This window comes from Rhodococcus sp. 05-339-2, assembly GCF_002258965.1.
In the GTDB taxonomy this organism is placed as follows: domain Bacteria; phylum Actinomycetota; class Actinomycetes; order Mycobacteriales; family Mycobacteriaceae; genus Rhodococcoides.
In genome coordinates this window covers 52,369-76,219 of record NZ_NOYW01000014.1, presented here as the reverse complement: position 1 = coordinate 76,219, position 23,851 = coordinate 52,369, and the positions used below count along the sequence as shown (strand labels likewise).

The following is a 23,851-nucleotide window of genomic DNA, read 5'->3' as shown; positions in this document are numbered from 1 at the left end:
AGACGCAGAGAAATGCCGGTGTATTGCGATCGCTCTACGTGAGGGCCGCACGATACGGCCGGAAGAAGTCGCGCAGTTCCTGCGCGTACAGATCGGGTTCCACGAACGGCGCGAAGTGCCCACCTCGCGGAAGCTCGGACACATGAACGACGTTCGCGACGCGGTCGAGCCACGAGCGCGGCGGACGGATCAGGTCACCTGCGAAGAGTGAGAACCCTGACGGCACCTCGACCCGACGGGCGTGCTGCTCCAACGGAATGGAACCGTTTGCGTTGTACATTCGCATCGACGACCCGATGGATTCGGTGAGCCAGTAGAGGGTGACATTCGTGAGGATCTCGTCCTTGCTGAAGCTGCGTTCAATGTCCCCGTCGTAGTCGGTCCACCCTCGGAGTTTCTCGACAATCCATGCGGCCAGTCCGGCCGGCGAATCGGTCAACCCGACGGCCGCGGTCTGCGGTTTCGTGCGGTGCATCGCAGCGTAAGCGCCCTCCGCAGTACCCCACGCGGCGGCCTTGTCGAGAAACTCCCGCTCTTGCTGTGAGAGATCTGCGGGGTCGCCGGTGAAGACGGGCAGTCCAGCATCCATTCGGTGGACGGCCACCACGGAATCAGGGTGGTCCAAAGCCAGGTAGCGACTGACGCCGCTGCCGATGTCACCTCCGGCGGCCCCGAAACGGGAATACCCGAGAATGTGCATCAGCTCGGCCCAAAGTCCAGCCACTACAATCGAATTCAAAGGGGGTCCTGTCGGCGGATCCGAATATCCGTAGCCCGGCATGTCGGGCACGATGATATCGAACGCATCGGTGGGGTCAGCGCCGTGCGCACCCGGATCGGTCAGCAGCGATACAACTTTCGAGTAGCGCCAGAACGAGTCCGGCCACCCATGGCTGAGGACCAGAGGAAGAACCGGACCCACGGGTGACACTGCCCGTGCGTGCACGAAGTGAATGCCCAGATCACCGACGTCGACCCGGAATCGGGGATGTCTCGACAGGGCCGACTGCTGTGCCGTCCAGTCGAATTCGTCGGCCCAGTACTCGACGAGTTCACGCAGGTAGCCGACGTCGACACCGAGCGACCACCCGGCATCGGCGAGATCGTCCGGCCACCGTGTTGCGCGAAGTCGCGTTCTCAAGTCCTCAAGCGCCGCAGTAGAAGTCGACGAAACAAATGGTTCGGGACGAGGTGCAGGACACGACATGAAACGGAGTTTACGCGTGGATCCACCGACGGACATGATTGCGCCGGTGTCCTCACCGGGATGTCGATGACGATGGGGAAACCAGGTCCGCGGCTGGGTGTCGGTCGGCAACAAGGGCCGCAGAATGACCCGATCCGAAGAGCGCATCGCCAGGGTTGCGTTCGAGGTACGGGTCGATCACATCAGTCGTACCACGGGCGGGGGACACCAGCGGGAATTCGGTGTCGGTCCGTACAGCCTGAGCATCAGCCGGAAGTCGCCGGGTGGGCACGGCAGCCAGTTGGTCGCGGTTCCGATCGTCGGGCAGCTGGTTCGAACCAGGACGGTGAGGGACCCGTCCTTGTCGTGTTTCAAGTCCTGTGTACGGTCAGTGATGGCGTACCTGTCGAGTTCGTTCGCGTAAAGAAGTCCCTGCGCGTGGTAGACGGTCATCGACCAGAAATAGTCTGCAGGCGGAAAATGGCCGACCCGAAAGGTGATTGCGTAGTTGTTCGAGCCGTTGAGCTGACGGCCTTCCTCGTCTTGTTCGCACACGGGGTAGGACGCCTCGACTGCCGGGTTGATGTAGATCTGGGAGTAGGCAACGGCGGCTCGTAGAAGCTGATCTGCTCCGAAGTCTGCACCTGCGTCGTTCACAGCCCAGCCGTTGACGAGACGGCCGATCGATTTCACCTGCGCAGCAATGTCTTCGAGACCCGTCCGTAGTCCGTCCGCGATGTCGCGCTCGGCGGTACGACGCTCGACGGTGTTCTCGAGTGCATCGACGAGACGGCGGTGCGTGCGCCTGACCCAGCTCGGTACGTCCGAATCGGCGAGGTTGACCGTGGCGTGATCGAGGGCAGCGAGAAATTCGACGGGCCTCCGCAGTTCGTCGGAACGGTCGACGGTGCTCAGGGCGAGATCGGCACGCGCAGTCGGGGGTGTAGGCGGGCCGGACAGAATGATGTGGCTCTGTAAGCCGTTGACCGTGTTCATGTCTCCGACCCGGGATGGATCGACGAGAATACGGATGGCAATCATCACGAATCTCGACCGACACGCGATCCATCCGTCCACAACCTCGGCCGGCGCGAGTGTCTGCCGGAACAGGGTGATCGGAGGGATGCGAGACCCGTGAGTCCTCTGGCCGACAACCGTATTCGTGGTCGAGTCTGCTTCACCGATCTGCACGCTGTAGTAACGGCTTCCGAAGTCCGGTAGCCGCAGCTCGAAGGTGCCGGAGTCCAGGTCGACGAAGGCCAACGAGTACAGCGTGTCGACATTCGGGGCGACACCCGCGGTCAGCGTGGGATTAGACAATTCTCGTTGGTGTCCCAGGATGTTCAGAGGCGCGCCGGCCGACGCAGGAGGTCGCTCCGCGTGCGGATTCGCCGGATCGGTGAACCGGAGCCGGAGGCGTTGGGCAAAGATCACCGGGAATCCCCAGATCTGGAGTGCACGTGAATCGTCGCGTAGGTCGACACGTTCTGGGTCGGCGTGGTTCGTCATAGCACCCCTTAACATGAATTGAATTCACGTTGACTGTATCCTGGAATGCGGTTCGTCGGACGTGATACGCGAACGTCCGGACACGGCGATGCTGCGATTGCAGTGGAGTTCGAGAGGTCGATGTGACAAACGACAGGCCTGGAAGGTTTCCCCGTTCGGTGTATTCCGTTGGAGCCGAGCCCGATCCGCGCTTCAGTCTCGCGAACGAGAGAACCTACCTGGCGTGGATTCGAACGTCCCTGGCATTGATGGCAGCGGGGGTGGCTCTGCAGGTGTTCGATATCGGTGGCGGGTCCGTACCGAGTGTGGTGGCCTCGGTGATGCTGATCGCGTCGTCGATCGGAGTTCCGTTGCACGCATGGTGGGGCTGGGCGCGCACCGAGAAGAGTATGCGGAAATCCGAGGCCCTTCCTTCTCCTCGTATTGCCCTGCCGTTGGCTTTCGTCCTCGCGGCGGTCGGGGTTCTGGTGCTGTGGTCCGTCCTGTGATGACCTGTCGACGTCGGGGCGAGCCCCCAACTTCACGGCCGGGCGGGGATCTGGGAGACGGAGGGCTCCAAGTAGAGAGAACCCAGTTGGCCTGGGTCCGTACGGAATCGGCCGTGGCCGTCTGTGCAGTGATCGGCATTCGGCTGAGCGCGCACACCCGCCAGCCTGCGTTGATAGCGCTGGCTGTCCTCGTCGGATTCGGTGCGGCGGCATTGCTGGCCTCGGGTTGGATTGCGCGGGTGAGGGCCGGACGTACTGCGGAGGACACCAGGGTGGTGTTTCCCTGGCGTGCCCACGCCATCGCGGTGTTGATTCCGACTCTCGGGATGTTCGCACTGAGCTTCGTCATCTGGTCCGCCTCATCGTCGTGATGGAAAAGCGCAGGCCGTGACGGTTCGGATCCCGTCACGGCCTGCGCTCGGTTCTGCTCCGCTGCAGGGCGCTAGCTCACGAACTGCTGTTCCCACTCCGCAGACTGTTGGTCGACATACTGCTTGGTCAATTGTTCGGGGTCGGGAGCGTGGACGTCGTGTGCGTCAGCCGTCGCCCCGGCGATGCCGGGCAGTGCCGTCGCCACTCCGATGGCCTGCGCGGTCTGTCCCTCCGTGCTGACCAGGAAGTCGGCCAGGACCTGCGCTGCATTCGGATGTGGCGCGACCGAGGTGACGTGCCCGTAGAAAGGGGTGCCCCACGATGGGGTCGGTAGAGCCCAATTCACCGGCGCACCGGTCGCTACCTCTTGAACCAATGGTTGCACCATCGGTGCCACGACTACCTCACCGGACGTCAAAGCCTGGGCAATTCCGAGGGCGCTCGGATAGATTCTCGGTTCTTGTGCGGCGAGACGTTCCTGGAAATCGTCGCCGAAATTCTGGCGGTAGAAGCTGTAGAGGTCGACGTAGGAGGCAATGCCCACAGGGCTGACAACGCCCACGCGCCCTTTGTATTCGGGATCGAGAACATCACGAGGATCGGTAAGGCCGTTCGGGGCCGCATCGGTGTTCCAGCCCATTCCGAAGGTGGCAGCGACGTTCAGGAACAGGCGGTTGTTCTTGATGCTGGAGTCCCGGTCGTAATCGGGGTTGTCGAAACTCGGGCCGCGTAATTCTTGGGAGTAACTTCCCGACTCCGAAGCGGAGGCGATCCACGCGGTATCGGTCACGACATGGACGTCGGCAATCCCCTTCTTGGTCTTGTTCTCGACCTCTACGCGTGGGTTGAGATCCGCGTCGGTACCCCGCACGTATTCGAGAGCAATGTTGGGATACTTCGCATTCCACGCGGCTTTCACGCTGTCGAGGATGGTGGTGTTCTGGCTCGAATAAAGCGTCACCGAGCCTTCCTCTTCGGCTGCCGACACTACGTCTTCCCAGTTTCCTTCCACCGATGCAGTGTCCCCGCCCGACGATCCGCATGCGCTGAGCGCAACGGTCGATGTGGCGACGAGCATCGCGATGATGACGTGTTTTGTCCGGACCGGATATCGCATTTGAGCCCTCCTGTTTGAACTGACCTCAGTTCAGCAGCTATGCTGCGTGATGTCAATCACTTTTCAGTGGTCGTTCACGGCTTCGACGCGCCGCGAGGCCGCAAACAAGGAACGCGACGGACGTTCGAATCAACGACAGCGTCTGCGAGAAGGGACTTTTCACCGATGCGAACGTACGACCCGAGTTCGGCCGATCAGATCGCTTCGACCGATGCGGCGGATGTACACCCGTCGGACGCACAGGACCGGCAGCACTGGGCACAATCACTGGCGATGCACGCTGTGGTCTACGGCCTGCCATCGGTGTACCAGTACGCCGGCATGTGTGACGCGTGTGCCCCGGCTGCAGACGGCGAACGTTGGGCGACCAATTCGCTGGTCCACAAACGGATGATTGCCGGTGCGGAGTTCCAGGCCTTCCGGGTCCCCAATGTCGACACGCTGTATTCCAATGCCTGGCTCGACCTATCGGATGGGCCGATCGTCGTCGTTCTTCCCGATTTCGGTAGTCGGTACTACACGCTGAATTTCCTGGACGCCTACAGCAACGCCAGCAATGTCAGTCGTCGTACGCACCCCGAACAGCCGCGCGCGTTGTTCCTGGCGTGTTCGGACTGGACCGGTTCGGTTCCTGAAGGTATCGAGGTGTTCAGAGTCGCCACACCGATCATGTGGCTGTTGATGCGGATACAGGCGTTCGGAGACACGGACCTGCCGGCCGTGCACAGGCTGCAGGACGCGGTCACGATCGATGCACCGATCGCGTCGGTGCGGGCGTGGCCGGTGGTCGAACCTCGTGCGGTCGAAGTCTCGTCGGCAGCGTTCTTCACGGCCCTCGATGCGTCGCTGGCGGTGAACGGAGTACCGTTCACCGATGTAGCCCACGTGCACCAATTTCGACAGCTCGGTGTGGGTACTGGCACTTTTTCTGTGAACGACCTCGATGAGGCCACACGGAAAGGCATGGAACAGGGCTTCGAGGCCGCGATGACGATGTTGTCCCGGTCTCGATCACTGCTGGGGCGTCGCACCGAATCCGGTTGGACTCGGGTGCTCGGCAAGGGTGCCCACGGGCACAATTTTTTTGCACGTGCGGTCATGAACTTCGTCGGTCTCGGCGCGAACGTCGTCGAGGAGAACTGCTCGTACAACACCTATGTCGACGAAGATGGACAACGTCTGTCGGGCGAAGCCGGCGAGCAGTACGCGATCGAGTTCGTCACCACCCCACCAGCGCAGGCATTTTGGAGTATCACCTTGTACGACGCAGAAACCGGCTGGTTGTACGACGCGCCCGGGAGGAAGCACTCGGTGGGATCGGCGGTCAACGGAGCCGACGGAGCAACGGGACCGTCGACGATAACCGTGAGCGCATCACCCCCCACGACCGACAGTCCCGACCACGACTGGCTTCCGGCACCCCAGCATCCGTTCTTCTTGGTCCTGAGGATCTATCAACCGACCGAGGATGCCCTGAACGGGCAATGGACGCCGCCGCGCGTCGTGCGGTCGAACGCAGGACCGCTCTGAACCGATGCGTCAGCGGTACGTAACCGGGGTTTACAACCTGCACAGCGTCTTTCCGCTCGTTCGTCCGTTGAGTAGGTCGACCAGTGCGGCGGAAGACTGCTCGAGGCCGTCGTAGACGGACTCCTCGTAAATCATGGTTCCGTCGACGAGTCGGCTTCCGACGGTGGATCGCATCGTGTCGTAGAGATGGCCGAACGAGCCGGCTCGAAATCCTCGTACCGACAGGCTCTTGGCCGTGATCTGAAACAGGTTCGACGGCAGCGTGTTCGATGTTTCGTAGGTGGAAATTGCTCCGCACATCGCCACTCGTCCTTCGGGCCGAAGTGCGTCAAGGGCGGCGGTGAAGTGAGAGCCGCCGACGTTGTCGAAGTATGCGTCGATCCCGTCCGGGGCTGCCAGTGCGAGCAGGGTGTCGACGTCGCCGTCGTGGTAGTCGAACGATCGGGAGGCTCCGAGGGCATCGACCAGGTGATCGGCCTTGCGCCGGCTGCCTGCGGACGCAATCACCGTGCATCCGTGGTGGGTTGCGAGTTGGGTAGCGATACTGCCGACTGCTCCTGCGGCAGCCGAGATCCAGACGGTATCGGACGGTCGAATGTCCATGACCTCGAAGAGACCGACGTAGGCCGTGAGGCCGGAACTTCCCAGCGGACCGAGAAACCACCGCTGTGGCCAGTCGTGGGCGTCGATTCTGGTGAGGGTGCCCGCGCCGCCCAATCCGCCGGCCGCGGCGGAGACCACGGCGAAGTCGCGGTAGCCGTACATGTGCGACACCAGATCTCCTGGCCGAAAGTTCTCGTACCGTGACTCGACGACGATGCCGAGAGCCAACCCCACCAACGCATCTCCGATACGGAGCGGTGGTAGGTACCCGGACGGTGCCGCATCACCGAGGCGTAGTCGAATCGACGGGTCGATCGAGAGCCACGTATTTCGTACCAGTACGTCGCCATCGAGCAGTGGGGCGAGCGGGATGTCCGTCAGCTCCAGATGTTCGGTCCTGAGTCTTCCGCTCGGATATGAGGTGAGGCAGACGGTTCGGCTGTTCATGGTCGCGCTGGGCTTCCTTCGAGTGCGAGATTTCAGTTGAACTTGCTTTCCCACTCCTGCTGGAACTGCGAGACCTTCTCGGGCGTCAGCGAATCCGAATCGGGCAGCGAAATGCCCTGAGCCGACCCCACGGAGTTCTCGACATCGGGCAGCGCGCTGCCGTACCCCTTCGACAGGGCGCGTTGCCCCTCGGTCGACACCATGAAGTCGGCCAGCACCTGCGCGGCGTTGGGATGCGGAGCCGAGGACAGCACGTGGGAGTAGTACGGCGCACCCCACGCCGGATCGGGAAGTGTCCACTCGACGGGTGCGCCGGCATCCTTTTCCCGGACCAGTGGGGGAACCATCGGCGATGCAGCGATCTCGCCGGAGCTCAATGCCTGTGCCACGGCAAGCGCACCCGGGTACACCCGAGGTTCCTGCGCGGCGAGCTTGTCCAGGAATCCGCCACCGGTCCAGTTCTCGTCGAAGAAGCGATACTCGTCGACGACGGCGGCGAACCCCGCAGGATTCACGACGCCCAGCCTGCCTTTCAACTTCGGATCCAACAGATCCTGCGGGGACGACAGCCCGGCAGGAACGGCATCGGTGTTCCACCCGAGTGCGAATATCGCTGCGCTCGTAAGGAAGAACGTGTCGTTCAGCATGCTCGTCGACCGAGCGTACGCCGGGTCGTCGAAGTCCGGCCCGACCACCGGCGTCGAGTAGGTACCCGATTCGGACGCATTCGTGATCCATGCGGAATCGGTCGACATGTGCACGTCGGCTGTTCCACGGCCGGTGCGGGCTTCGGTCTCCACGCGCGGGTTGAGTTCGACGTCGCTGCCGCGCGTGAACTCTAGATCGATGTCGGGATACTTCGACTCGAAAGCGGTCTCGAGTGTCGCGAGGTTCTCAGGATGCTGACTGGAGTACAGGTGCACGCTCCCTTCGCCGTTGGCCGCGGCCACGACGTCGTCCCACCTTCCCTCCACCGGTGCGGACCCGGCATCCTGGGACTGCCCGCATGCCACAGCAACGAGAGTCACCGCTGCGATCCCGACGGACATCACCGATCGAACTAGTGCGTTCACAGCATTCTCTCTTCGTTCAGGACACGAGTGTATGGACGCGCTCTCCGCGTAGTGCTCTGTTCACCAACGACTGCGGCGGCTCGAAGTGAGCCCCGTACTTCGATGCCAACTCGCGTGCTCGGTCGACGAAGCCGGACAGCCCGCCGTCGTATTGGTCGATGAACTGGATCACGCCCCCGGTCCACGGTGGGAAGCCGATGCCCAGCAAGGACCCGATGTTCGCGTCGGCCACGCTCGTCACCACACCTTCGTCGAGGCACTTGATCGCCTCGATCGCCTCGGCGAACAGCATCCTTTCCTGCATGTCGCGGAAAGGAATTCGAGTCGAACCCGAGTCGAAAGACGTACGCACGCCCGGCCAGATCCCGGTTCTCGTGCCCGATTCGTCGTAGTCGTAGAAGCCGCCGCCGGCGGCACGCCCGGGGCGGTGGAGTTCATCGACCATCCTGTCCATCACCGCATCCGAGCCGTGTCGGCGAGGCGGGCTGCCTTTGCTCGCCAGCGCGCGTTCGTTCTCCTTGCGGATCTTCTGCGACAGCGACAAGGTCACCTGGTCCATCAATTGCAGCGGTGGGACGGGGTAGCCGGCCTGCGCGCCTGCCTGTTCGACGAAGACCGGGTTGACGCCTTCACCGACCGCGGCCATTGCTTCGTCGAGGAACGCGCCGATCACTCGCGAGGTGAAGAAGCCCCGACTGTCGTTGACGACGATGGGGGTCTTACCGATCTGGAACACGAAGTCGACGACCTTCGCCACAGTCGAGTCGGAAGTCTTTCGGCCACGGACGATTTCGACCAGGGGCATCTTGTCGGCGGGGGAGAAGAAGTGGATTCCGATGAAATTCTCGGGTCGGCTCACGCCGTCTCCCAGGATCGAAATGGGAAGCTGGGAGGTATTGGAGCCGAGGACAACTTCGGCGGGAACGACACCGTCGAGTTCCGCGAATACCCGATTCTTGACGTCCACCGACTCGAATGCTGCTTCGATCACGAGATCGACGGCGGCGCAATCGGTCGCGTCCGCGGTCGGCCGGATCCGGTCGAGCAGTGCCGCCGACCTCTCGGCCGTCGTCGAGCTCCGCTCCAGAGCCTTCGCTTCCAGCTTCTCGGCGTACTGTTTTCCACGATCGGCTGCGTCCCGGTCGAGGTCCTTCAGCACGACGTCGATACCGGCCTTGGCGCACACGTATGCGATCGCGGCACCCATCATTCCGGCCCCGATGACCGCGACGGTACGGGCGGTGAACGTGTCGTGGCCGGCCGGGCGGGACGTGCCGCGCCGAATGGTCTGCATGTCGAAGAAGAACGCACGAATCATGTTCTGCGCCACTCGGTCGGTCATCAGCGAGACGAAGTAGCGGGTTTCGATGCGATCCGCAGTGTCGACGTCGACCGACGCGCATTCCGCCGCTGCGGCGAGGATCGCCCGCGGTGCCGGGGCGGGTGCGCCCTTGAGCTGCTTACGCAGTAGCGCCGTTGCGGCCAGTAGATTCTGGGCGACGGCAGGATCGGTCGGTCCGCCACCGGGTATCTCGAAACCCCTGACGTCCCACGGCTGCACAGCCGACGGGTTCTCGGCGATCCACGCCTTCGCAGCCGGAATCAGCTCGTCCACACCGGCAGCGGTGTCGTCGATCAGCCCGAGCTTTTTCGCATCGGCCACCGAGTGCTGCTGGCCCTTCGTCAACACCTTCGACAGGGCGGCATCGAGTCCCATCAATCGGACCGTTCTGACAATCCCGCCGCCACCGGGCAACAATCCGAGCGTTGCTTCGGGCAGACCGATTCGGTTGCCCGGCACATCCGCTGCGATGCGGTGGTGGGTGTGCAACGCAATCTCGAAGCCGCCGCCGAGGGCCGCGCCGTTGATCGCGGCCACCACTGGGCGGCCGAGGGTTTCGAGCCGTCGAAGAACACTCTTGATTCCGTCGATCCGCTCGGTCAAGGCGCGCGCAACGTCCCGCTCGTTGACAGCGCCCGGGTCCTTCGTCATGTCGTCGAGGTCGCCGCCGGCGAAGAACGACTTCTTGGCCGAGGTGATCACGACACCGGTGATGTCGTCCTTCTCGGCTTCGAGCCGCTCGACCGTGGCGGCCATCGACGCGATGTACGTATCGTTCATCGTGTTCGCGCTCTTGCCCGCGTCGTCCATCGTGAGTACGACGATGCCGTCGGCACCGCGTTCCCATCCGATCATGTTCTCGCTCATGTTCTCTCGCATTTCCATGTGTCGACGAAGGGCGGTTCAGAGGCGTTCGATGACGGTGGCGACGCCCATGCCGCCACCGATGCAGAGGGTGATCAGGCCGTAGCGGCCACCGGTTCGTTCCAGCTCGTCCAGTACGGTGCCCACCAACATCGCTCCGGTGGCCCCTAGCGGGTGGCCCATCGCGATTGCTCCGCCGTTGACGTTGGTCTTCTCGTGCGGGATGTCGAGGTCCTTCATCCACTTGAGCACGACGGAGGCGAATGCCTCGTTCAGCTCGAACACGTCGATGTCGTCCACGGTCAGGCCCGCTCGCTTCAACACTGCCACGGTGGCCGGGGTCGGACCGGTGAGCATGATCGTCGGTTCGCTGCCGACCTGAGCCGTGGCCACGATGCGGCCACGGGGAACCAGGCCTGCGCGTGCTCCGGCCGCGGCGCTACCGATGAGAACCAGGGCGGCACCGTCGACGATCCCCGAGGAATTGCCACCGGTGTGGACATGATCGATGCGTTCGACGTCGACGTACTTCTGCATCGCTACGTCGTCGAAACCCGCGGCCTTGCCCAGCGCGGCGAAGGCCGGCTTCAACGTGCCCAGGCTGTCCGTGGTGGTTCCCGGGCGCCGGTGCTCGTCGTGGTCGAGCAGGGTGACGCCGTTGAAGTCCTCGACCGGAACGACGGACTTCTTGAAGTAGCCCGCACTCCACGCTGCCTCGGCGCGTCGCTGAGACTCCGCCGCGTAGGTGTCGACGTCGTGACGGGAGAAGCCCTCGACCGTCGCGATCAGGTCGGCACCGATGCCCTGTGGAACGATGTAGAGGTCGTAAGCGGTGGCCGGGTCGGTGAACAAGGCACCACCATCGCTGCCCATCGGCACCCGGGACATGGACTCCACGCCGCCTGCGATCACCAGATCGTCCCAACCGGAAGCGATCTTCTGTGCAGCCAGGTTGGTCGCTTCGAGCCCGGACGCGCAGAAACGATTGATCTGGGTGCCGGGGACCGATTCCGGGAGACCCGCCACCAAAGCGGCTGCGCGGGAGATGACCGCGCCTTGTTCTCCGACCGGCGAGACGACGCCGAGGATGACGTCGTTTATGTCGGACGGATCCATATCGGGGAATCGAGCACGCAGTTCGGTGATCAACCCCGCAACGAGGTCCACCGGCTTGGTGCCGTGCAGCGATCCGTTGCGTCCCTTGCCTCTCGGGGTACGAATGGCCTCGAAAATCAGTGCATGCTCAGGCATCTCGCTCTTTTCTTCTCTGTTTCGCGAGCCGATCGGCTCCTAGTCGAACGCCAATTCCGGCGTGCGGGCGATGAGCAACCGTCGGACGTGCCCGTTGTCGTCGAGTTGGGCCGAGGCGTTGAACGACGCCTCGAAGGCTCCGTCGCGGGTGGTCCGTCCCAGCACCATCTCGGTGCCGTCGACGGATGCGCCGCGATCGAGATGATGAACCAGGGTGCTCTTCTCGCGTTGCTGCAGGTATGCGACGAGACCGTCGCGGTCACCCACGAACTCGGCTGCCTCGCCGTGTCCCTTGGAAAACTGCACGGACATACGGAAGTCCGTCGAGATCATGGTCAGGACCCGATCCGGGTCGTCCGAATCCATGTACTCGAACCAGCGCTGCAGAGTCGGCGTCGGGTGCATGTCCGAGTTCATCGGCGATCTCCTTCATCGGTATCGAGGAGGGCGAATTCGGCATCGAACGAGACCTGGTACCGGTCGATGAGGCCGTCCGAGCGAACGTGCATGACCCCGACGAAATAGCCCGTGGTCCGATCTCCTTCGGTCACCGCTCCGTGTACGAATTGCAGGTCGTGGTCGACGGACGATCGGAGGACTCGGTGTTTGCGGCCGACGGGAGGCCGACCCACCAGGTATTCGAGCATGGCGGCCCGTCCGGTCTTTCGATTTGCCCCGCCCGGCAGGATCATCGAGAAGGCGACGTCCTCGGCAAGCATCGCAACCGCCTCGTCCAGGTGCCCGGCGTCCAGGGCGGCGTAATACTCCACAATCTCCAGTGACATGAATTGAACTTAGTTCAGGCAAACCCTGTTTGTCGAGAGTTCGAGCGGTTATGGTTCGAGAAAGAACTGAATTCAACTCGAGTGGAGCGACATGACCTCATCTCACCGCGACGCGCAAGCCCCCTGGCCTCGCTCGGAGCCGTCGGCGTTGACGACCGGCAGCGAACAAGCCGAAATACGCGAGGCCATCCGCGGAGTCCTCACAAAGTACTCCGCGATCGAACAGGTGCGCGCCGCTGCGGACTCTGCCCCCGGCTACTCGGTCGACCTGTGGAAACGCCTGGTCACCGACATGTCGGTGACCACCCTTGCTGTTCCGGAGGAGGCCGGGGGGCTCGGTTACGGAATGGTCGAGCTGGGCATCATATTGGAGGAATGCGGTCGCGCGCTGGCTGTCGAACCTGTCTATCAGCATGCAGCCGTAGGGGTTCGCGCCATGATGGAGGCGGGCAACTCGAACCTGCTCGACGAAATCCTCGACGGCAGAACGGTCGTGGCGGTGAGCGCACTGACCGTCGAGTCCGACGACCTCGAGGCGCTGCGAACCGGCGACGGTTGGGCCGTGAGCGGACAGGCGCGCTTCGTCGTCGGAGGCGGCGGTGCCGATCTCGTCGTCGTCAGCGCCCGCGCTCCCGAAGGGACAGCACTCTTCGCGGTGCCGACGGAAAGTGCATCTGCTGTGCGTGATCGACGTGTCGTCGACTCCACCAGGCGTCAGGCAGACCTCTCGTTCGATGGTGTCGCGGCGACGCTCGTGGTGCCGGCTGAAAAAGCCGACGACGCGATCGCACGGATACAGGATGTGGCGACTCTGGCGCTCGCGTGCGAGAACACCGGTATCGCAGACGCCCTGCTTCAGATGACGCTCGATCACGTCAAGACGCGTCATCAGTTCGGCCGCCCGATCGGCTCGTTCCAGGCGATCAAACACCGCCTCGCCGACCTGTTGATCGAACTCGAGCGTGCCCGATCGGCCGCCCGATATGCCGCAGCGGTGCACGACGAGGATCCCGATGACGCTCGTCTGGCGATTGCCGTCGCGGGTGCTGTGTGTGGCGACGCTGCGGTACACGTGGCCCACGAGGCCGTGCAATTGCACGGGGGAGTGGGCTTCACGTGGGAGCACGCTGCGCACAGCTACTTCCGCCGAGTTCTCGGAAACGAAGCGCTGCAGGGGGATTCGCGTGCGCACCGGGCACGGATCGCCGATTTTCTGGCGGTGTAGACCGATTGCTGCCGTCGCGGCGGATCGGCTATTGACGCCATCGCCTCGATGATCAATACTGAAGTGAATCCAGTTCAATTTGCACTCTCGAAAGGCTGTCACATGATCGACACCGACCACATTCTGTTGGAGAAGGACGGCGACGTCGCTCGCGTCTGGCTCAACCGCCCGCACAAGAAGAACGCTGTCACGGTGGAGCTGTTGCATCGTCTGGACGAGATCATCGTCGAGGTGGACAACGACCCCAATCTGAAGGTTCTCGTCCTGCGCGGTGTGCAGAACCAGTTCTGCTCCGGCTTCGACCTCGACGAGTTGCTGTCGGACTTCGTCGGCACCACCAACGCCATGGATGTCGCCGTGCTGTCGGCAAAGGTGTGCGATCGCCTGTACTCCATGAACACTCCCTCCGTTGCGGTGCTCGAGGGCTACGTCACCGCCGGCGGGTTCGAGTTGATGATCTCGTGTGACTTCGCCGTCGCTGCGGAGTCCGCCAAGATCGGCGACTTCCACATTCGCCGTGCACTCTTCGGCGGCGCAGGCCCCATCTACCGCCTCCCGCGCATGATCGGCATCCGCAAGACGAAGGAACTGATGCTCACCGGCAAGCTCCTCAGTGGCCAGGAAGCCGTCGACTTCGACCTGATCAATGCCTGCGCACCGGAAGCCGAGCTGGACCAGCTGGTCGCAGACTTCGTGGCCCCGCTCGTCGACAAGAGCCCATTCATGATGAAGCTGACCAAGATGTGCATCGACCGCGGTCTGGATGCGGACATCCAGTCGCTCATGGTCATGGAGCATCTCGCAGTCGGTAATGCGCTCCAGTCCGAGGACGGCAAGGAGGGCGTCACCGCATTCCTCGAGAAGCGTGAGCCCAAGTGGGTCGGGCGCTGATCCGCACCACGTCCGCGTTCTGACCGAACAGCCCGAAAGGCAGCATCAATGGAGCAGGCAACGGCCGTCGCACTCGAGGGCAGCAGGTGCACTGTGTGCAGTACCGTGGCTTTCCCTGCGAGTGCGATGTGCAGCAGGTGCGCCACGCCCACTGCGGAGAATATCACGTTGAGTACGCGAGGCACACTGTGGGCCTTCACGATTCAGCGATTTGCGCCCAAGTCTCCTCCCTACGTGCCACCGGTCGGCGGGTTCGTTCCCTTCGCAGTGGGCTACGTGGAACTGCCCGAGGGCATCAAGATCGAAGCGATCATCGACTGTGAGAGCTTCGACGAACTGGATGGGGCACCGGTGCGTCTGACATCCACCGCGCCGGTGCCCCGATTCGCTGTCGACGCACTCGGCACGCAACCGGAATCGACAGGAATGACGCAGTGACACAGAAAGTTTCGATCATCGGTGCCGGTCTGTCCAAATTCGGACGTCAGCCAGGAGTGTCCGGTCGTCAGATGGCTGTGACGGCGATCGGCAACGCGTTACACGATGCAGGTCTGACCTGGCCGGACGTCCAGGTCGCGTTCGGTGGCAGTGACGGCTCGGGTCTCGCAGATACTCTCGTTGCCGAACTGGGCTTCACCGGAATCCCGTTCACCAATGTCAAGAACGGTTGCGCAACAGGCGGAAGCGCATTGTTCTCGGCCGTCAACGCCGTGCGCTCGGGCTCTGCGGACGTTGCGCTCGCAGTCGGTTTCGACAAACACCCGCGTGGTGCGTTCGACCCACGACCGGCGGAGTGGGGACTACCCGACGGCTACGGCGAGGCCGGTCTGATGGTCACCACCCAGTTCTTCGGTGCCAAGATCTCCCGCTACATGCGTCAGCACGACATCTCGAGTCGGACGCTGGCCCTGGTCGCCGAAAAGGCCTACCGCAACGGCGTTCTCAACCCCAACGCCTGGCGTCGCGAGGCCATGGATGCCACGACGATCGCCGAAGCCGACATGGTCAACGATCCACTCACGCGGTACATGTTCTGCTCACCGGGTGAGGGAGCAGCCGCGATCGTCGTGGCAGGCGAGGACTACGTCGCGCGAGCCGCCGGTCGGCCGATCGAGATCGCCGCTATCACCCACCGGACCCGCCGGTTCGGGTCCTTCGAGGTCTTCAGCCCCTCCGTTCAGGGCGACGGCGAACCCACCAGTGTGAGTGCCGACGCAGCACGTGCGGCCTTCGAGCAGGCCGGCATCGGTCCGGGCGACGTCGACGTCGCGCAGCTGCAGGACACCGAGAGCGGTGCCGAGATCATGCACATGGCCGAATGCGGGTTCTGTGAGCCCGGCGAGCAGGAAGCCCTGGTCGCGGCTGGGGAAACCGACATCGGCGGGTGCCTGCCGATCAACACCGACGGTGGCTGCATCGCGAACGGTGAACCCATCGGAGCCTCCGGTCTTCGCCAGGTGCACGAGATCGTGACTCAGCTCCGTGGCGAAGCCGGCGAGCGTCAAGTGCCGGGCGTTCCGCGTGTCGGCTTCACCCATGTGTACGGCGCGCCGGGCATCAGTGCCTGCACCGTGCTGACGGTCTGATCCAAGACGAACCAGAGGTAATGCAGTGACACAACGAACGATTCCGGACATCCTCGAATTCGCCGAGCAGGCAACAGCGTGGCTGAAATCCGTTGCCGCGCCGCGCACCGACTCCGCGTGGGGAGACGGGCCGGACACGGTCGCGGTCTTCGAGAATTGGACCGCAGAGCAAGAGCAGGCGCACACGGACGAGATTGCCGCGTACGAGCAGGCGAAATTCGACGCGGGGTGGGGCGCGTTGAACTCACCGGTCGAGTACGGTGGCCGCGATCTGCCACTATCGTACGTACTTGCCTTCCGTCGCGTCGAGGACATGTTCGACGTGCCCAAGAGGACCGAGATGTTCTCTGTCACGCAACAGTTGGTCGCACCCACCGTCGCGCAGTGGGGAACCGAGGAGCAACGGGACAGGTTCGTTCGTGCCATGCTTCGGGCCGACGTCATCGCATGTCAGTTGTTCTCCGAGACCGAGGCCGGGTCGGACCTGGCTGCGGTTCGGACACGAGCAACCCAGGCAGTGGACGGCTCGTGGACGATCGACGGGCACAAGGTGTGGACGTCGGGTGCGCGGGTAGCCGACTACGGAGTGGCCTTGTGCCGAACCGATTCCACCGTCGCCAAGCACGCCGGTCTCACCATGTTCCTGATCCCGATGGACGCCTCGGGGGTCGACGTACGTCCCATTCGGCAGATGACCGGGGGCAGCTCCTTCAACGAGGTGTACCTCGACGGGGTGCACCTGAGCGACGACCTTCGGCTCGGCCCGGTCGGGAAGGGCTGGCAGGTTGCCCTGACAGTGCTTGCGGCCGAACGCCTGGACGGCGGTAACCTCGGTTTGGCGAACGCGGATCGTGCTGTGGCCCTTGCTCAGAACCTCGGCCGCGAGCTGACCGAGATCGAGCGTGACGCCGTGGCCGATCTGGTGACGCGTAGTTTCGTGCAGCGAATCGGCAACATGAGAGTGGCCGGTGCTGTCATCGCCGGCAACGATCCAGGTCCGGAAGCGTCACTGGGAAAGCTCCTGGCCACCGACACCATGGCGAGGACCTCCGAGGTCGCACGTCTGCTTCTCGGTCGTGAACTGACGTCCGACTCGGGAAGGTGGGGCACGTTCGCGTGGTCCGAGCATCTACTCGGGGCCCCGGGCTATCGCATCGCAGGCGGTACCGACGAGATTCAGCACAACATCATCGCCGAGCGTGTGCTCGGTCTGCCGAGAGAGCCGCGACCATGACCGAATCCTCCCTGCGCACACGGGTGACTGCCGCGCTCGACGCCGAGCTCGGCGTCACCGTCAGCACGTTCGAGCCGCTCCTCGGTGGACACTCGGGACTGACGTATCGAGTGGGGACGCCCGGCGGTGACTTCGTCGTCAAAGCAGTCCCGGAAGGGCAGCGCTCGGTCGGGCGGCACGACATTCTCCGGCAGGCCTCGATTCTGCGTGCCCTGGCCGACACCGAGGTGCCGGTACCGGCGATCGTTGCGGTCGACCAGCAGGAACCGGCGTGGTTCGCCATGGAGCTCGTCGTCGGTGAGTCGCTCGAACCGGTACTCGACGACCCCGAGGTAGAACCGAGTATCGCGGCCGCGCGAATGCGTCGAGCCGCGGAGGTGCTGCCGGCGTTGCATGCCGTGCCGCTCGCGGACATCCCCGATGTGGGCGACATCCTCTCGCCGGCAGATGAATTGGATCGGTGGTCCAAAACGCTTGCTGCGGTTCCGGTCGAACTCGTCGAGGGTGCCGACGAGTTGGTTCGACTGCTCCGCCGAGACATTCCGGCGGCGATCACACCCACGCTGGTCCACGGGGACTACCGGTTGGGAAACATCATTTCCGACGGTCTCGAGCCGGCAGCTCTGATCGACTGGGAGATCTGGAGCGCAGGTGATCCACGCGTCGAATTGGGATGGTTTCTCGTATTCGCGGACGGATCGAACTTTCCCGGTGTCGGCCGCGACGTGCCCGGTCTGCCCAGTACCGACGAACTGATCTCCTGCTACACCGGGAGCGGCCCGGCGCTCCCGGACATGACGTGGTTCGACGCCCTGGGACGGTTGAAGATGGCAGCGATCATGGGCCACAACCTGCGTCGGCATCGCGAGGGTCGCCACATCGACCCGGATCAGGAAAAGCTGCCCGCAACCATCCGCAGGTTGATCGACACCGGCACGGCACTGCTCGCGCGCTGACGCCCCATCACTCGACAGGAGCACACGGAAGTGGACTTTTCCTACTCACAACGAACGGCCGAATTGTCGGCCACTCTCGAAAGATTCATGAACGACCACGTCTACCCGGCCGAGAGCGTCTACGACGCTCAGATCGCCGCGAACGACAATCCGCACGAGCAACCGCAGATCATGCGGGATCTGCAGGCACGCGCACGTGAACTCGGGCTGTGGAATCTGTTCATGACCCACGACGACCTCGGTGCGGGACTGACCAATCTCGAATATGCGCCGCTCGCCGAGATCGTCGGCCGTTCCATCATCGGGAACGAGGCGATCAACTGCTCTGCACCCGATACCGGCAACATGGAAATTCTGGCGATGTACGGCACGGAGGAGCAGAAGGAACAATGGCTGAAGCCGCTGTTGGACTGCACCATTCGATCTGCCTTCGCCATGACCGAACCCGATGTCGCCAGCTCCGACGCCACCAACATCACCTCGACGATCATCCGTGACGGTGACGAGTACGTCGTCAACGGCCGAAAGTGGTACACCTCCGGCGTTCTCGATCCGGACTGCAAGCTCATGATCTTCATGGGGAAGTCGGACCCGGACAGTTCCACCTACCGCCGGCAGAGCATGATTCTGGTTCCCGCCGACGCTCCCGGCGTAGAGGTGGTGCGCGACCTGCCCATGTTCGGGTTCCAGGATCGTCTGGGCCACGGCGAAGTTCAGTTCACCGACGTGCGCGTGCCCGCCGCCAACATGCTGGGAGAGGAGGGCGACGGATTCGCCATCGCCCAGGGGCGACTCGGGCCCGGCCGCATGCACTACGCCATGCGGGCGATCGGCATGGCCGAGCGCGCTCTGGAAATGATGTGTCGGCGCTCGCTCGCTCGGCAGGCGTTCGGCGGACCGTTGTCCGATCAAGGTGTGGTGCGTGAGTGGATTGCCCGCAGCCGCTTGGAGATCGACCAGATCCGGTTGTTGGTGCTCAAGTCGGCCTGGTTGATGGATACCGCCGGAAATGCCTCGGCTCGTTCGGAAGTGGCGGCGATCAAAGTGGCTGCGATGGAGGTGGCCCACAAGGTCGTCGACCGAGCGGTGCAGACCTACGGCGCGGCCGGAGTCAGCAACGACACCATTCTCGCTCGGCTCTATGCCATCACCCGAGCTCTGCAGATTGCCGACGGCCCCAACGAGGTCCATCTGCGGACCATCGCCCGACTCGAGGTCAAGAGGTACGCATGAGTACACCGAAATTGGACGGCAAGGTCGCTCTGGTGACGGGAGCGAGCCGTGGGCTCGGTCTGGCGATCGCACGCGGATTGAAGGACGCGGGCGCGACGGTCATAGTGTCGAGCCGCAAGCTCGACGCCTGCGAGAGCGCGGTCTCGAGCCTGGGCGATTCGGGCCAGGGCAGTGCACATCCGTACGCGCTCCACGTCGGACACTGGGACAGCATCGAACCGGCCGTCGACGACATCATCGCGCGATTCGGCAGCCTCGACATCGTCGTCAACAACGCCGGGATCGCGCCGCTGGCGGAGAATCTCGTGTCGGTCACCGAGGGTCTGTGGGACAAGACGATCGAGGTCAATCTCAAGGGACCGTTCCGGCTGATGGCCGTCGCCGGGGACCGGATGGCGGCTGCGGGAGGTGGGTCCATCATCAATATTTCGAGCATCGGTGCCGAGCGACCCAGCCCACCCGAGGCGATGTATGCAGCAGCCAAGAACGGGCTCAATGCGCTGACCCGCGCGTTCGCCCAGGAGTACGCGCCCACGGTGCGCGTCAACTGTGTGATGCCCGGCGGTTTCGCTACCGACATGTCCGAGAACTGGGACGAAGAGTTCATCGGCAAGATCGTCGACCGGCTCCCAGCCGGACGGCTGGGGCGGCCCGACGAGCTCGCCGGCTTGATCACCCATCTCGCCTCGGACGACGCCGGGTACACGACGGGCGCGATCATCCCGGTCGACGGCGGCCGTACCGCCGTGTACTGACCGATCACTCCTATTGTCCGACAATTAGTTTGGAAGTGGACACATGACCCAGGACATGTTCTCGCTGACCGGTCGCGTCGCTGTGGTCACCGGTGCCTCGTCGGGGCTCGGCCTCGGTTTCGCCCGGGCTCTCGCCGCGGCAGGTGCCACGGTGTACGCCGCCGCGCGACGGCTCGACCGGCTCGAAGCGTTGTCGGCCGAGATCCCGGCCATCGTGCCCGTGCGGTGCGACGTCACCGACGACAGCGACCGGCGAGCTCTCGTCGACCGATGCTTCGACGAACACGGCCGGCTCGACGTCGTGATCAACAACGCGGGCAAGCCCGGTCCGCCCAACGCCGAGGACGAGACACTGGACGGTTTCCAGTCCATCCTCGACGTCAACCTGATCGCCGGGTTCCATCTGGCCACCTATGCGGTCGGCAAGATGCCTATCGAGGCAACAGCGTCGATCATCAATATTTCGTCGGTGATCGGGCTGGTGTCCACGGCTCCTATCGGCGGTGCCAGTTACGCGGCGTCGAAAGCAGGCACGCTCGGCCTCACTCGTGAACTGGCCGGTCAGTGGGGTCGACGAGGCATTCGCGTCAACGCCGTGGTGCCGGGGTGGTTCGATACCGAGATGACCGATGGCCTGTTCACCAACGACAAGTCCGCAGGGTGGGTGCGGCGGAACACCATGCTCGGACGCGGTGGCGTCGAGGGCGAGATCGACGGTGCCGTGCTGTTTCTGGCCTCGGACGCCAGCTCCTACATGACCGGCCAGACCCTTGTGGTCGACGGCGGATGGACTGCTCGCTGATGTTGGCCTTGCAGATTCGCGAGTGGGGGAGCGCACCGGAGTTCCAGGAGGTGCCGGACCCGGTGCCGACCGGGCACGAATTTCTGATCCAGGTGGACGCAGCCGGACTGTGCGGATCCGATCTGCACGTGATGAACTCGAGCGCAGAGACTTTCGACTACGACCTGCCGCTGACGCTGGGGCACGAAGTGGCCGGAACGGTCGTCTCGGCGGGACCGTCGGCAGACCCTTCCTGGATCGGTCGCGCCGTGGTCGTCCACGGAATCTGGAGCTGCGGAACGTGCCCGAACTGTCTGCGGGGCAGAGAGAACTACTGTCGCAGCCTCGCTCGGCGTCCCGACGGTCGGCTGGCCCCCATCGGAAACGGTCTGGGGTACTCGGGCGGCATCGCAGAGCTGATGCTGGTGCCGTCCGAGCGCGTACTCGTTCCCATCGGCGATCTCGATCCTCTCGGTGCCGCGCCCCTGGCGGATGCGGCACTGACCGCGTATCACGCCATTCGCAGCAACTCCGCCGTGATCGACGACCGCAGCATCGTGGTCGTGATCGGAATCGGCGGTCTCGGCCACCTTGCTTTGCAGATCCTGCGCACCATGGGCGTGCCGCACATCATCGCGATCGACGCCAAGGCCGAAGCCGCTGCGCTGGCCCAGTCCTCGGGAGCGCATGAGTTCCACGACTCCGTTTCCGCTGCGACGCACCGTCTCACGACACTGGACGGTGCGGATCTCGTCCTCGACTTCGTCGGAGCCCCGACCACGATCGCGCCGGCCGCCGCCCTGCTGCGGGCCGGAGGTTCTCTCGTGGTGGTCGGTAGTGCGGGCGGCCGACTGACAGCCGGAAAGGATGTCGGCCTGGCCGCAGGATGGACGGTGGATGCACCGTTCTGGGGCACGCGCGGCGACCTCGAAGCCGTCGTCGCGCTTGCGCAGGACGGCCTGCTACGCGCTGAAACCACCACCTTCCCCTTCAGCGAGGCGATCTCTGCCTACGGCCGTTTGCGCGACGGATCCGTCACCGGCCGTGCAGTTCTCGACATGAGTGCATCACGTACCAGGAAAGAGTCACACCAGTGAAACGGCTTGCTCGCGAGATGGTCATCCGCGCCGAAAAGACCCCCGATGCCGTCGCGGTCGTCGACGAGGACGGCAGTCACACGATCCGGACCGTGGTCGAGGCGGCGACATCCCTTGCCGAGGTGTTCGGCGGTATCGACCCCAGCCCGCCGACCGTGGCGATTCAGGCCGACAACACCTGGGGAACCGTGGCGGCTGCCCTCGGTGTCGGTCTCGCAGGCGGTGTGGTCGCGGTGGTCAGCCCGCACGCGACGGAGTCGGAGTTCGCGCTGGCACTCGAGGACATCCGACCGGACGTCGTCGTGGGAACGTCCGAGGTCCTTCGTCATTGGGGTGTGTCCGACGAGAAATTTCCCGTGGACAAGCCCGCCTTCGGCTCGTACCGGGTGCGGGCGGAGAGTGGTGCGTTCGCCTCTGTCGCGCGATGGAACGGAGGCGATGCGATCGCGATGACCTCGGGTTCGACCGGCCGGCCCAAGTGCGTGGTGCAGTCCGAGGACGCCATCGAATACGCGTGCCGATCCACCATCGATGCGGTCGGCCTGCGCTCGGGTGAGGCGGTCGGTGCCTTCGTGCCGTTGTCGTCGGTCGCCGCATTCTGCTTCGGAATGTATCTGCCTGCGCTACTGGGAGGTCCGATGGTCGCCATCGGCAAGTGGTCCCAGGAGGCGGCTCTGCGGGCAGCGAAGGAACACCGGATTGCCTGGACGATGCTGGTTCCGACCATGGCGCTACAGCTATCGGTTGCTCCGAACTCCGAAGGCGGGCTGGAAGCGATGCGTGCGATGACGATCGGCGGCGGACCGATGAACGAGCGCGCACTCGCCAAGGCCGAACAGTGGTTGGACACCACATTCCTCCGCGTGTTCGGAATGTCCGAATGCTTGGGCCACACGACACCTGCTCTCGACGACCCGGTATCGATCCGACTGGGACGCGACGGTCGGCCGTTTCCCGGCACCACTGTGCGGGCCGTGGACTCGGACGGCAATCCGCTCCCGGCGGACGATATCGGTGCCGCTCAGGTCAAGGGCCCGTCTCTGTTCGTCGGGTACGCCCGAGCCGGGACGCCGGTCCCGCCCGAGCTGACACCCGACGGTTTTCTTCCCACCGGTGACCTGGTGGAAGTCGCGTCGGACGGCTCGATTCGCGTCATGGGTCGGCAGAAACAGATCATCATCCGCGGCGGACGCAACATCGACATCAACGAGGTCGAATCGGCCATCGCCTCGCTGCAGTCCGTGGTGCAGGTGTGTGTCGTACCGGTACCCGACGACCTGCTGGGGGAGCGCGCGGCAGCTCTCGTGGTCACCGGTGGTGAGGACCTCGGACTCGAGGACATCACGGCGCAGTTGGCGAACGACGACTTTCCCAAGTCCAAGTGGCCGGAATACGTCTTCACCGTCGACGACCTACCGCAGAATCGTGTCGGGAAACTGTCCCGACCCGATGCGACAGCACTGGCTCGGCAGCTCGCTGCTACAACTGACTCGAATTCACATCGAAAAATGTAAACTCGACCGAAG

Annotated in this window: 23 protein-coding genes; 14 read left to right on the top strand and 9 right to left on the bottom strand. The window is 63.8% G+C overall.

Annotation, left to right across the window (positions count from 1 at the left end):
• Positions 1-34: 34 nt before the first annotated feature.
• Complete coding sequence (locus CH273_RS11190) at positions 35-1,207, bottom strand: epoxide hydrolase family protein (protein WP_032394918.1); 1,173 nt, start codon at positions 1,205-1,207, stop codon at positions 35-37.
• Between the two features lie 177 nt (positions 1,208-1,384).
• Positions 1,385-2,695 carry a DUF1214 domain-containing protein gene (locus tag CH273_RS11185; RefSeq protein ID WP_052049386.1) on the bottom strand — a complete coding sequence of 437 codons (1,311 nt, stop codon included), beginning with the start codon at positions 2,693-2,695 and terminating at the stop codon, positions 1,385-1,387.
• Positions 2,696-2,853: 158 nt separating this feature from the next.
• On the opposite strand from CH273_RS11185, the gene CH273_RS11180 reads away from it, so the two are divergent.
• Entirely contained in the window at positions 2,854-3,183 is a 330-nt protein-coding gene (locus CH273_RS11180; RefSeq protein WP_230596704.1) for a YidH family protein, read from the top strand.
• Positions 3,183-3,554, top strand: coding sequence for a DUF202 domain-containing protein (locus CH273_RS11175; RefSeq protein WP_082322420.1), 372 nt, complete (start codon positions 3,183-3,185; stop codon positions 3,552-3,554). The genes CH273_RS11180 and CH273_RS11175 overlap by 1 nt, the downstream gene beginning before the upstream one ends.
• Before the next feature lie 71 nt (positions 3,555-3,625).
• Here CH273_RS11175 and CH273_RS11170 read toward each other — a convergent pair whose 3' ends face one another.
• Positions 3,626-4,672: an ABC transporter substrate-binding protein gene (locus CH273_RS11170; RefSeq protein ID WP_032394871.1), complete on the bottom strand. Its 1,047-nt coding sequence runs from the start codon at positions 4,670-4,672 to the stop codon at positions 3,626-3,628.
• Positions 4,673-4,837: 165 nt separating this feature from the next.
• Here CH273_RS11170 and CH273_RS11165 point away from each other — a divergent pair, with 165 nt between their 5' ends.
• Positions 4,838-6,202, top strand: coding sequence for a DUF1254 domain-containing protein (locus CH273_RS11165; RefSeq protein WP_032394870.1), 1,365 nt, complete (start codon positions 4,838-4,840; stop codon positions 6,200-6,202).
• Between the two features lie 30 nt (positions 6,203-6,232).
• On the opposite strand, the gene CH273_RS11160 is transcribed toward CH273_RS11165, so the two are convergent.
• From CH273_RS11160 to CH273_RS11135, 6 genes are read right to left on the bottom strand one after another with little or no spacing between them, the layout of a single operon-like run.
• Entirely contained in the window at positions 6,233-7,252 is a 1,020-nt protein-coding gene (locus CH273_RS11160; RefSeq protein WP_032394869.1) for an MDR family NADP-dependent oxidoreductase, read from the bottom strand.
• Positions 7,253-7,284: 32 nt separating this feature from the next.
• Positions 7,285-8,301: an ABC transporter substrate-binding protein gene (locus CH273_RS11155; protein WP_032394868.1), complete on the bottom strand. Its 1,017-nt coding sequence runs from the start codon at positions 8,299-8,301 to the stop codon at positions 7,285-7,287.
• A 40-nt stretch (positions 8,302-8,341) separates the two neighbouring features.
• Complete coding sequence (locus CH273_RS11150; protein ID WP_032394916.1) at positions 8,342-10,534, bottom strand: 3-hydroxyacyl-CoA dehydrogenase NAD-binding domain-containing protein; 2,193 nt, start codon at positions 10,532-10,534, stop codon at positions 8,342-8,344.
• Positions 10,535-10,570: 36 nt separating this feature from the next.
• Complete coding sequence (locus CH273_RS11145) at positions 10,571-11,782, bottom strand: acetyl-CoA C-acetyltransferase (protein ID WP_032394867.1); 1,212 nt, start codon at positions 11,780-11,782, stop codon at positions 10,571-10,573.
• Between the two features lie 39 nt (positions 11,783-11,821).
• Positions 11,822-12,199, bottom strand: a complete 378-nt coding sequence (locus CH273_RS11140) for a hypothetical protein (protein WP_032394866.1) — start codon at positions 12,197-12,199, stop codon at positions 11,822-11,824.
• A complete protein-coding gene (locus tag CH273_RS11135; RefSeq protein ID WP_032394865.1) occupies positions 12,196-12,567 on the bottom strand; it encodes a nuclear transport factor 2 family protein in 372 nt (123 codons plus the stop codon). The genes CH273_RS11140 and CH273_RS11135 overlap by 4 nt, the downstream gene beginning before the upstream one ends.
• 91 nt (positions 12,568-12,658) lie before the next feature.
• On the opposite strand from CH273_RS11135, the gene CH273_RS11130 reads away from it, so the two are divergent.
• From CH273_RS11130 to CH273_RS11080, 11 genes are all read left to right on the top strand, one after another.
• The gene (locus CH273_RS11130; protein ID WP_032394864.1) at positions 12,659-13,792 is read left to right on the top strand and encodes an acyl-CoA dehydrogenase family protein; all 1,134 of its coding nucleotides are present in this window, start codon (positions 12,659-12,661) and stop codon (positions 13,790-13,792) included.
• Between the two features lie 102 nt (positions 13,793-13,894).
• Complete coding sequence (locus CH273_RS11125) at positions 13,895-14,683, top strand: enoyl-CoA hydratase/isomerase family protein (protein ID WP_032394863.1); 789 nt, start codon at positions 13,895-13,897, stop codon at positions 14,681-14,683.
• A 48-nt stretch (positions 14,684-14,731) separates the two neighbouring features.
• Positions 14,732-15,121 (top strand): Zn-ribbon domain-containing OB-fold protein, encoded by a 390-nt coding sequence (locus CH273_RS11120; RefSeq protein ID WP_032394862.1) that lies wholly within the window; start codon positions 14,732-14,734, stop codon positions 15,119-15,121.
• Complete coding sequence (locus CH273_RS11115) at positions 15,118-16,269, top strand: thiolase family protein (protein ID WP_032394861.1); 1,152 nt, start codon at positions 15,118-15,120, stop codon at positions 16,267-16,269. The genes CH273_RS11120 and CH273_RS11115 overlap by 4 nt, the downstream gene beginning before the upstream one ends.
• Positions 16,270-16,294: 25 nt before the next feature.
• A complete protein-coding gene (locus tag CH273_RS11110; RefSeq protein ID WP_230596702.1) occupies positions 16,295-17,503 on the top strand; it encodes an acyl-CoA dehydrogenase family protein in 1,209 nt (402 codons plus the stop codon).
• Positions 17,500-18,459 (top strand): phosphotransferase family protein, encoded by a 960-nt coding sequence (locus CH273_RS11105; protein WP_032394860.1) that lies wholly within the window; start codon positions 17,500-17,502, stop codon positions 18,457-18,459. The genes CH273_RS11110 and CH273_RS11105 overlap by 4 nt, the downstream gene beginning before the upstream one ends.
• 30 nt (positions 18,460-18,489) lie before the next feature.
• The gene (locus CH273_RS11100) at positions 18,490-19,692 is read left to right on the top strand and encodes an acyl-CoA dehydrogenase family protein (RefSeq protein ID WP_032394859.1); all 1,203 of its coding nucleotides are present in this window, start codon (positions 18,490-18,492) and stop codon (positions 19,690-19,692) included.
• Positions 19,689-20,447, top strand: a complete 759-nt coding sequence (locus CH273_RS11095) for an SDR family NAD(P)-dependent oxidoreductase (protein ID WP_032394858.1) — start codon at positions 19,689-19,691, stop codon at positions 20,445-20,447. The genes CH273_RS11100 and CH273_RS11095 overlap by 4 nt, the downstream gene beginning before the upstream one ends.
• Before the next feature lie 43 nt (positions 20,448-20,490).
• Positions 20,491-21,249 (top strand): SDR family NAD(P)-dependent oxidoreductase, encoded by a 759-nt coding sequence (locus CH273_RS11090; RefSeq protein ID WP_032394857.1) that lies wholly within the window; start codon positions 20,491-20,493, stop codon positions 21,247-21,249.
• Complete coding sequence (locus CH273_RS11085) at positions 21,249-22,325, top strand: alcohol dehydrogenase catalytic domain-containing protein (protein ID WP_032394914.1); 1,077 nt, start codon at positions 21,249-21,251, stop codon at positions 22,323-22,325. The genes CH273_RS11090 and CH273_RS11085 overlap by 1 nt, the downstream gene beginning before the upstream one ends.
• A complete protein-coding gene (locus CH273_RS11080) occupies positions 22,322-23,839 on the top strand; it encodes a class I adenylate-forming enzyme family protein (RefSeq protein ID WP_094637994.1) in 1,518 nt (505 codons plus the stop codon). Before CH273_RS11085 ends, CH273_RS11080 begins: the two co-directional genes overlap by 4 nt.
• Positions 23,840-23,851 lie beyond the last annotated feature (12 nt).

Coding starts and splice junctions, on each gene's coding strand:
- CH273_RS11095 (WP_032394858.1), top strand. CDS start 19,689: ATGAGTACACCGAAATTGGACGGCAAGGTCGCTCTGGTGACGGGAGCG.
- CH273_RS11175 (WP_082322420.1), top strand. CDS start 3,183: ATGACCTGTCGACGTCGGGGCGAGCCCCCAACTTCACGGCCGGGCGGG.
- CH273_RS11085 (WP_032394914.1), top strand. CDS start 21,249: ATGTTGGCCTTGCAGATTCGCGAGTGGGGGAGCGCACCGGAGTTCCAG.
- CH273_RS11090 (WP_032394857.1), top strand. CDS start 20,491: ATGACCCAGGACATGTTCTCGCTGACCGGTCGCGTCGCTGTGGTCACC.
- CH273_RS11150 (WP_032394916.1), bottom strand. CDS start 10,534: ATGAGCGAGAACATGATCGGATGGGAACGCGGTGCCGACGGCATCGTC.
- CH273_RS11155 (WP_032394868.1), bottom strand. CDS start 8,301: ATGTCCGTCGGGATCGCAGCGGTGACTCTCGTTGCTGTGGCATGCGGG.
- CH273_RS11165 (WP_032394870.1), top strand. CDS start 4,838: ATGCGAACGTACGACCCGAGTTCGGCCGATCAGATCGCTTCGACCGAT.
- CH273_RS11120 (WP_032394862.1), top strand. CDS start 14,732: ATGGAGCAGGCAACGGCCGTCGCACTCGAGGGCAGCAGGTGCACTGTG.
- CH273_RS11140 (WP_032394866.1), bottom strand. CDS start 12,199: ATGAACTCGGACATGCACCCGACGCCGACTCTGCAGCGCTGGTTCGAG.
- CH273_RS11105 (WP_032394860.1), top strand. CDS start 17,500: ATGACCGAATCCTCCCTGCGCACACGGGTGACTGCCGCGCTCGACGCC.
- CH273_RS11190 (WP_032394918.1), bottom strand. CDS start 1,207: ATGTCGTGTCCTGCACCTCGTCCCGAACCATTTGTTTCGTCGACTTCT.
- CH273_RS11170 (WP_032394871.1), bottom strand. CDS start 4,672: ATGCGATATCCGGTCCGGACAAAACACGTCATCATCGCGATGCTCGTC.
- CH273_RS11160 (WP_032394869.1), bottom strand. CDS start 7,252: ATGAACAGCCGAACCGTCTGCCTCACCTCATATCCGAGCGGAAGACTC.
- CH273_RS11185 (WP_052049386.1), bottom strand. CDS start 2,695: ATGACGAACCACGCCGACCCAGAACGTGTCGACCTACGCGACGATTCA.
- CH273_RS11145 (WP_032394867.1), bottom strand. CDS start 11,782: ATGCCTGAGCATGCACTGATTTTCGAGGCCATTCGTACCCCGAGAGGC.
- CH273_RS11130 (WP_032394864.1), top strand. CDS start 12,659: ATGACCTCATCTCACCGCGACGCGCAAGCCCCCTGGCCTCGCTCGGAG.
- CH273_RS11135 (WP_032394865.1), bottom strand. CDS start 12,567: ATGTCACTGGAGATTGTGGAGTATTACGCCGCCCTGGACGCCGGGCAC.
- CH273_RS11125 (WP_032394863.1), top strand. CDS start 13,895: ATGATCGACACCGACCACATTCTGTTGGAGAAGGACGGCGACGTCGCT.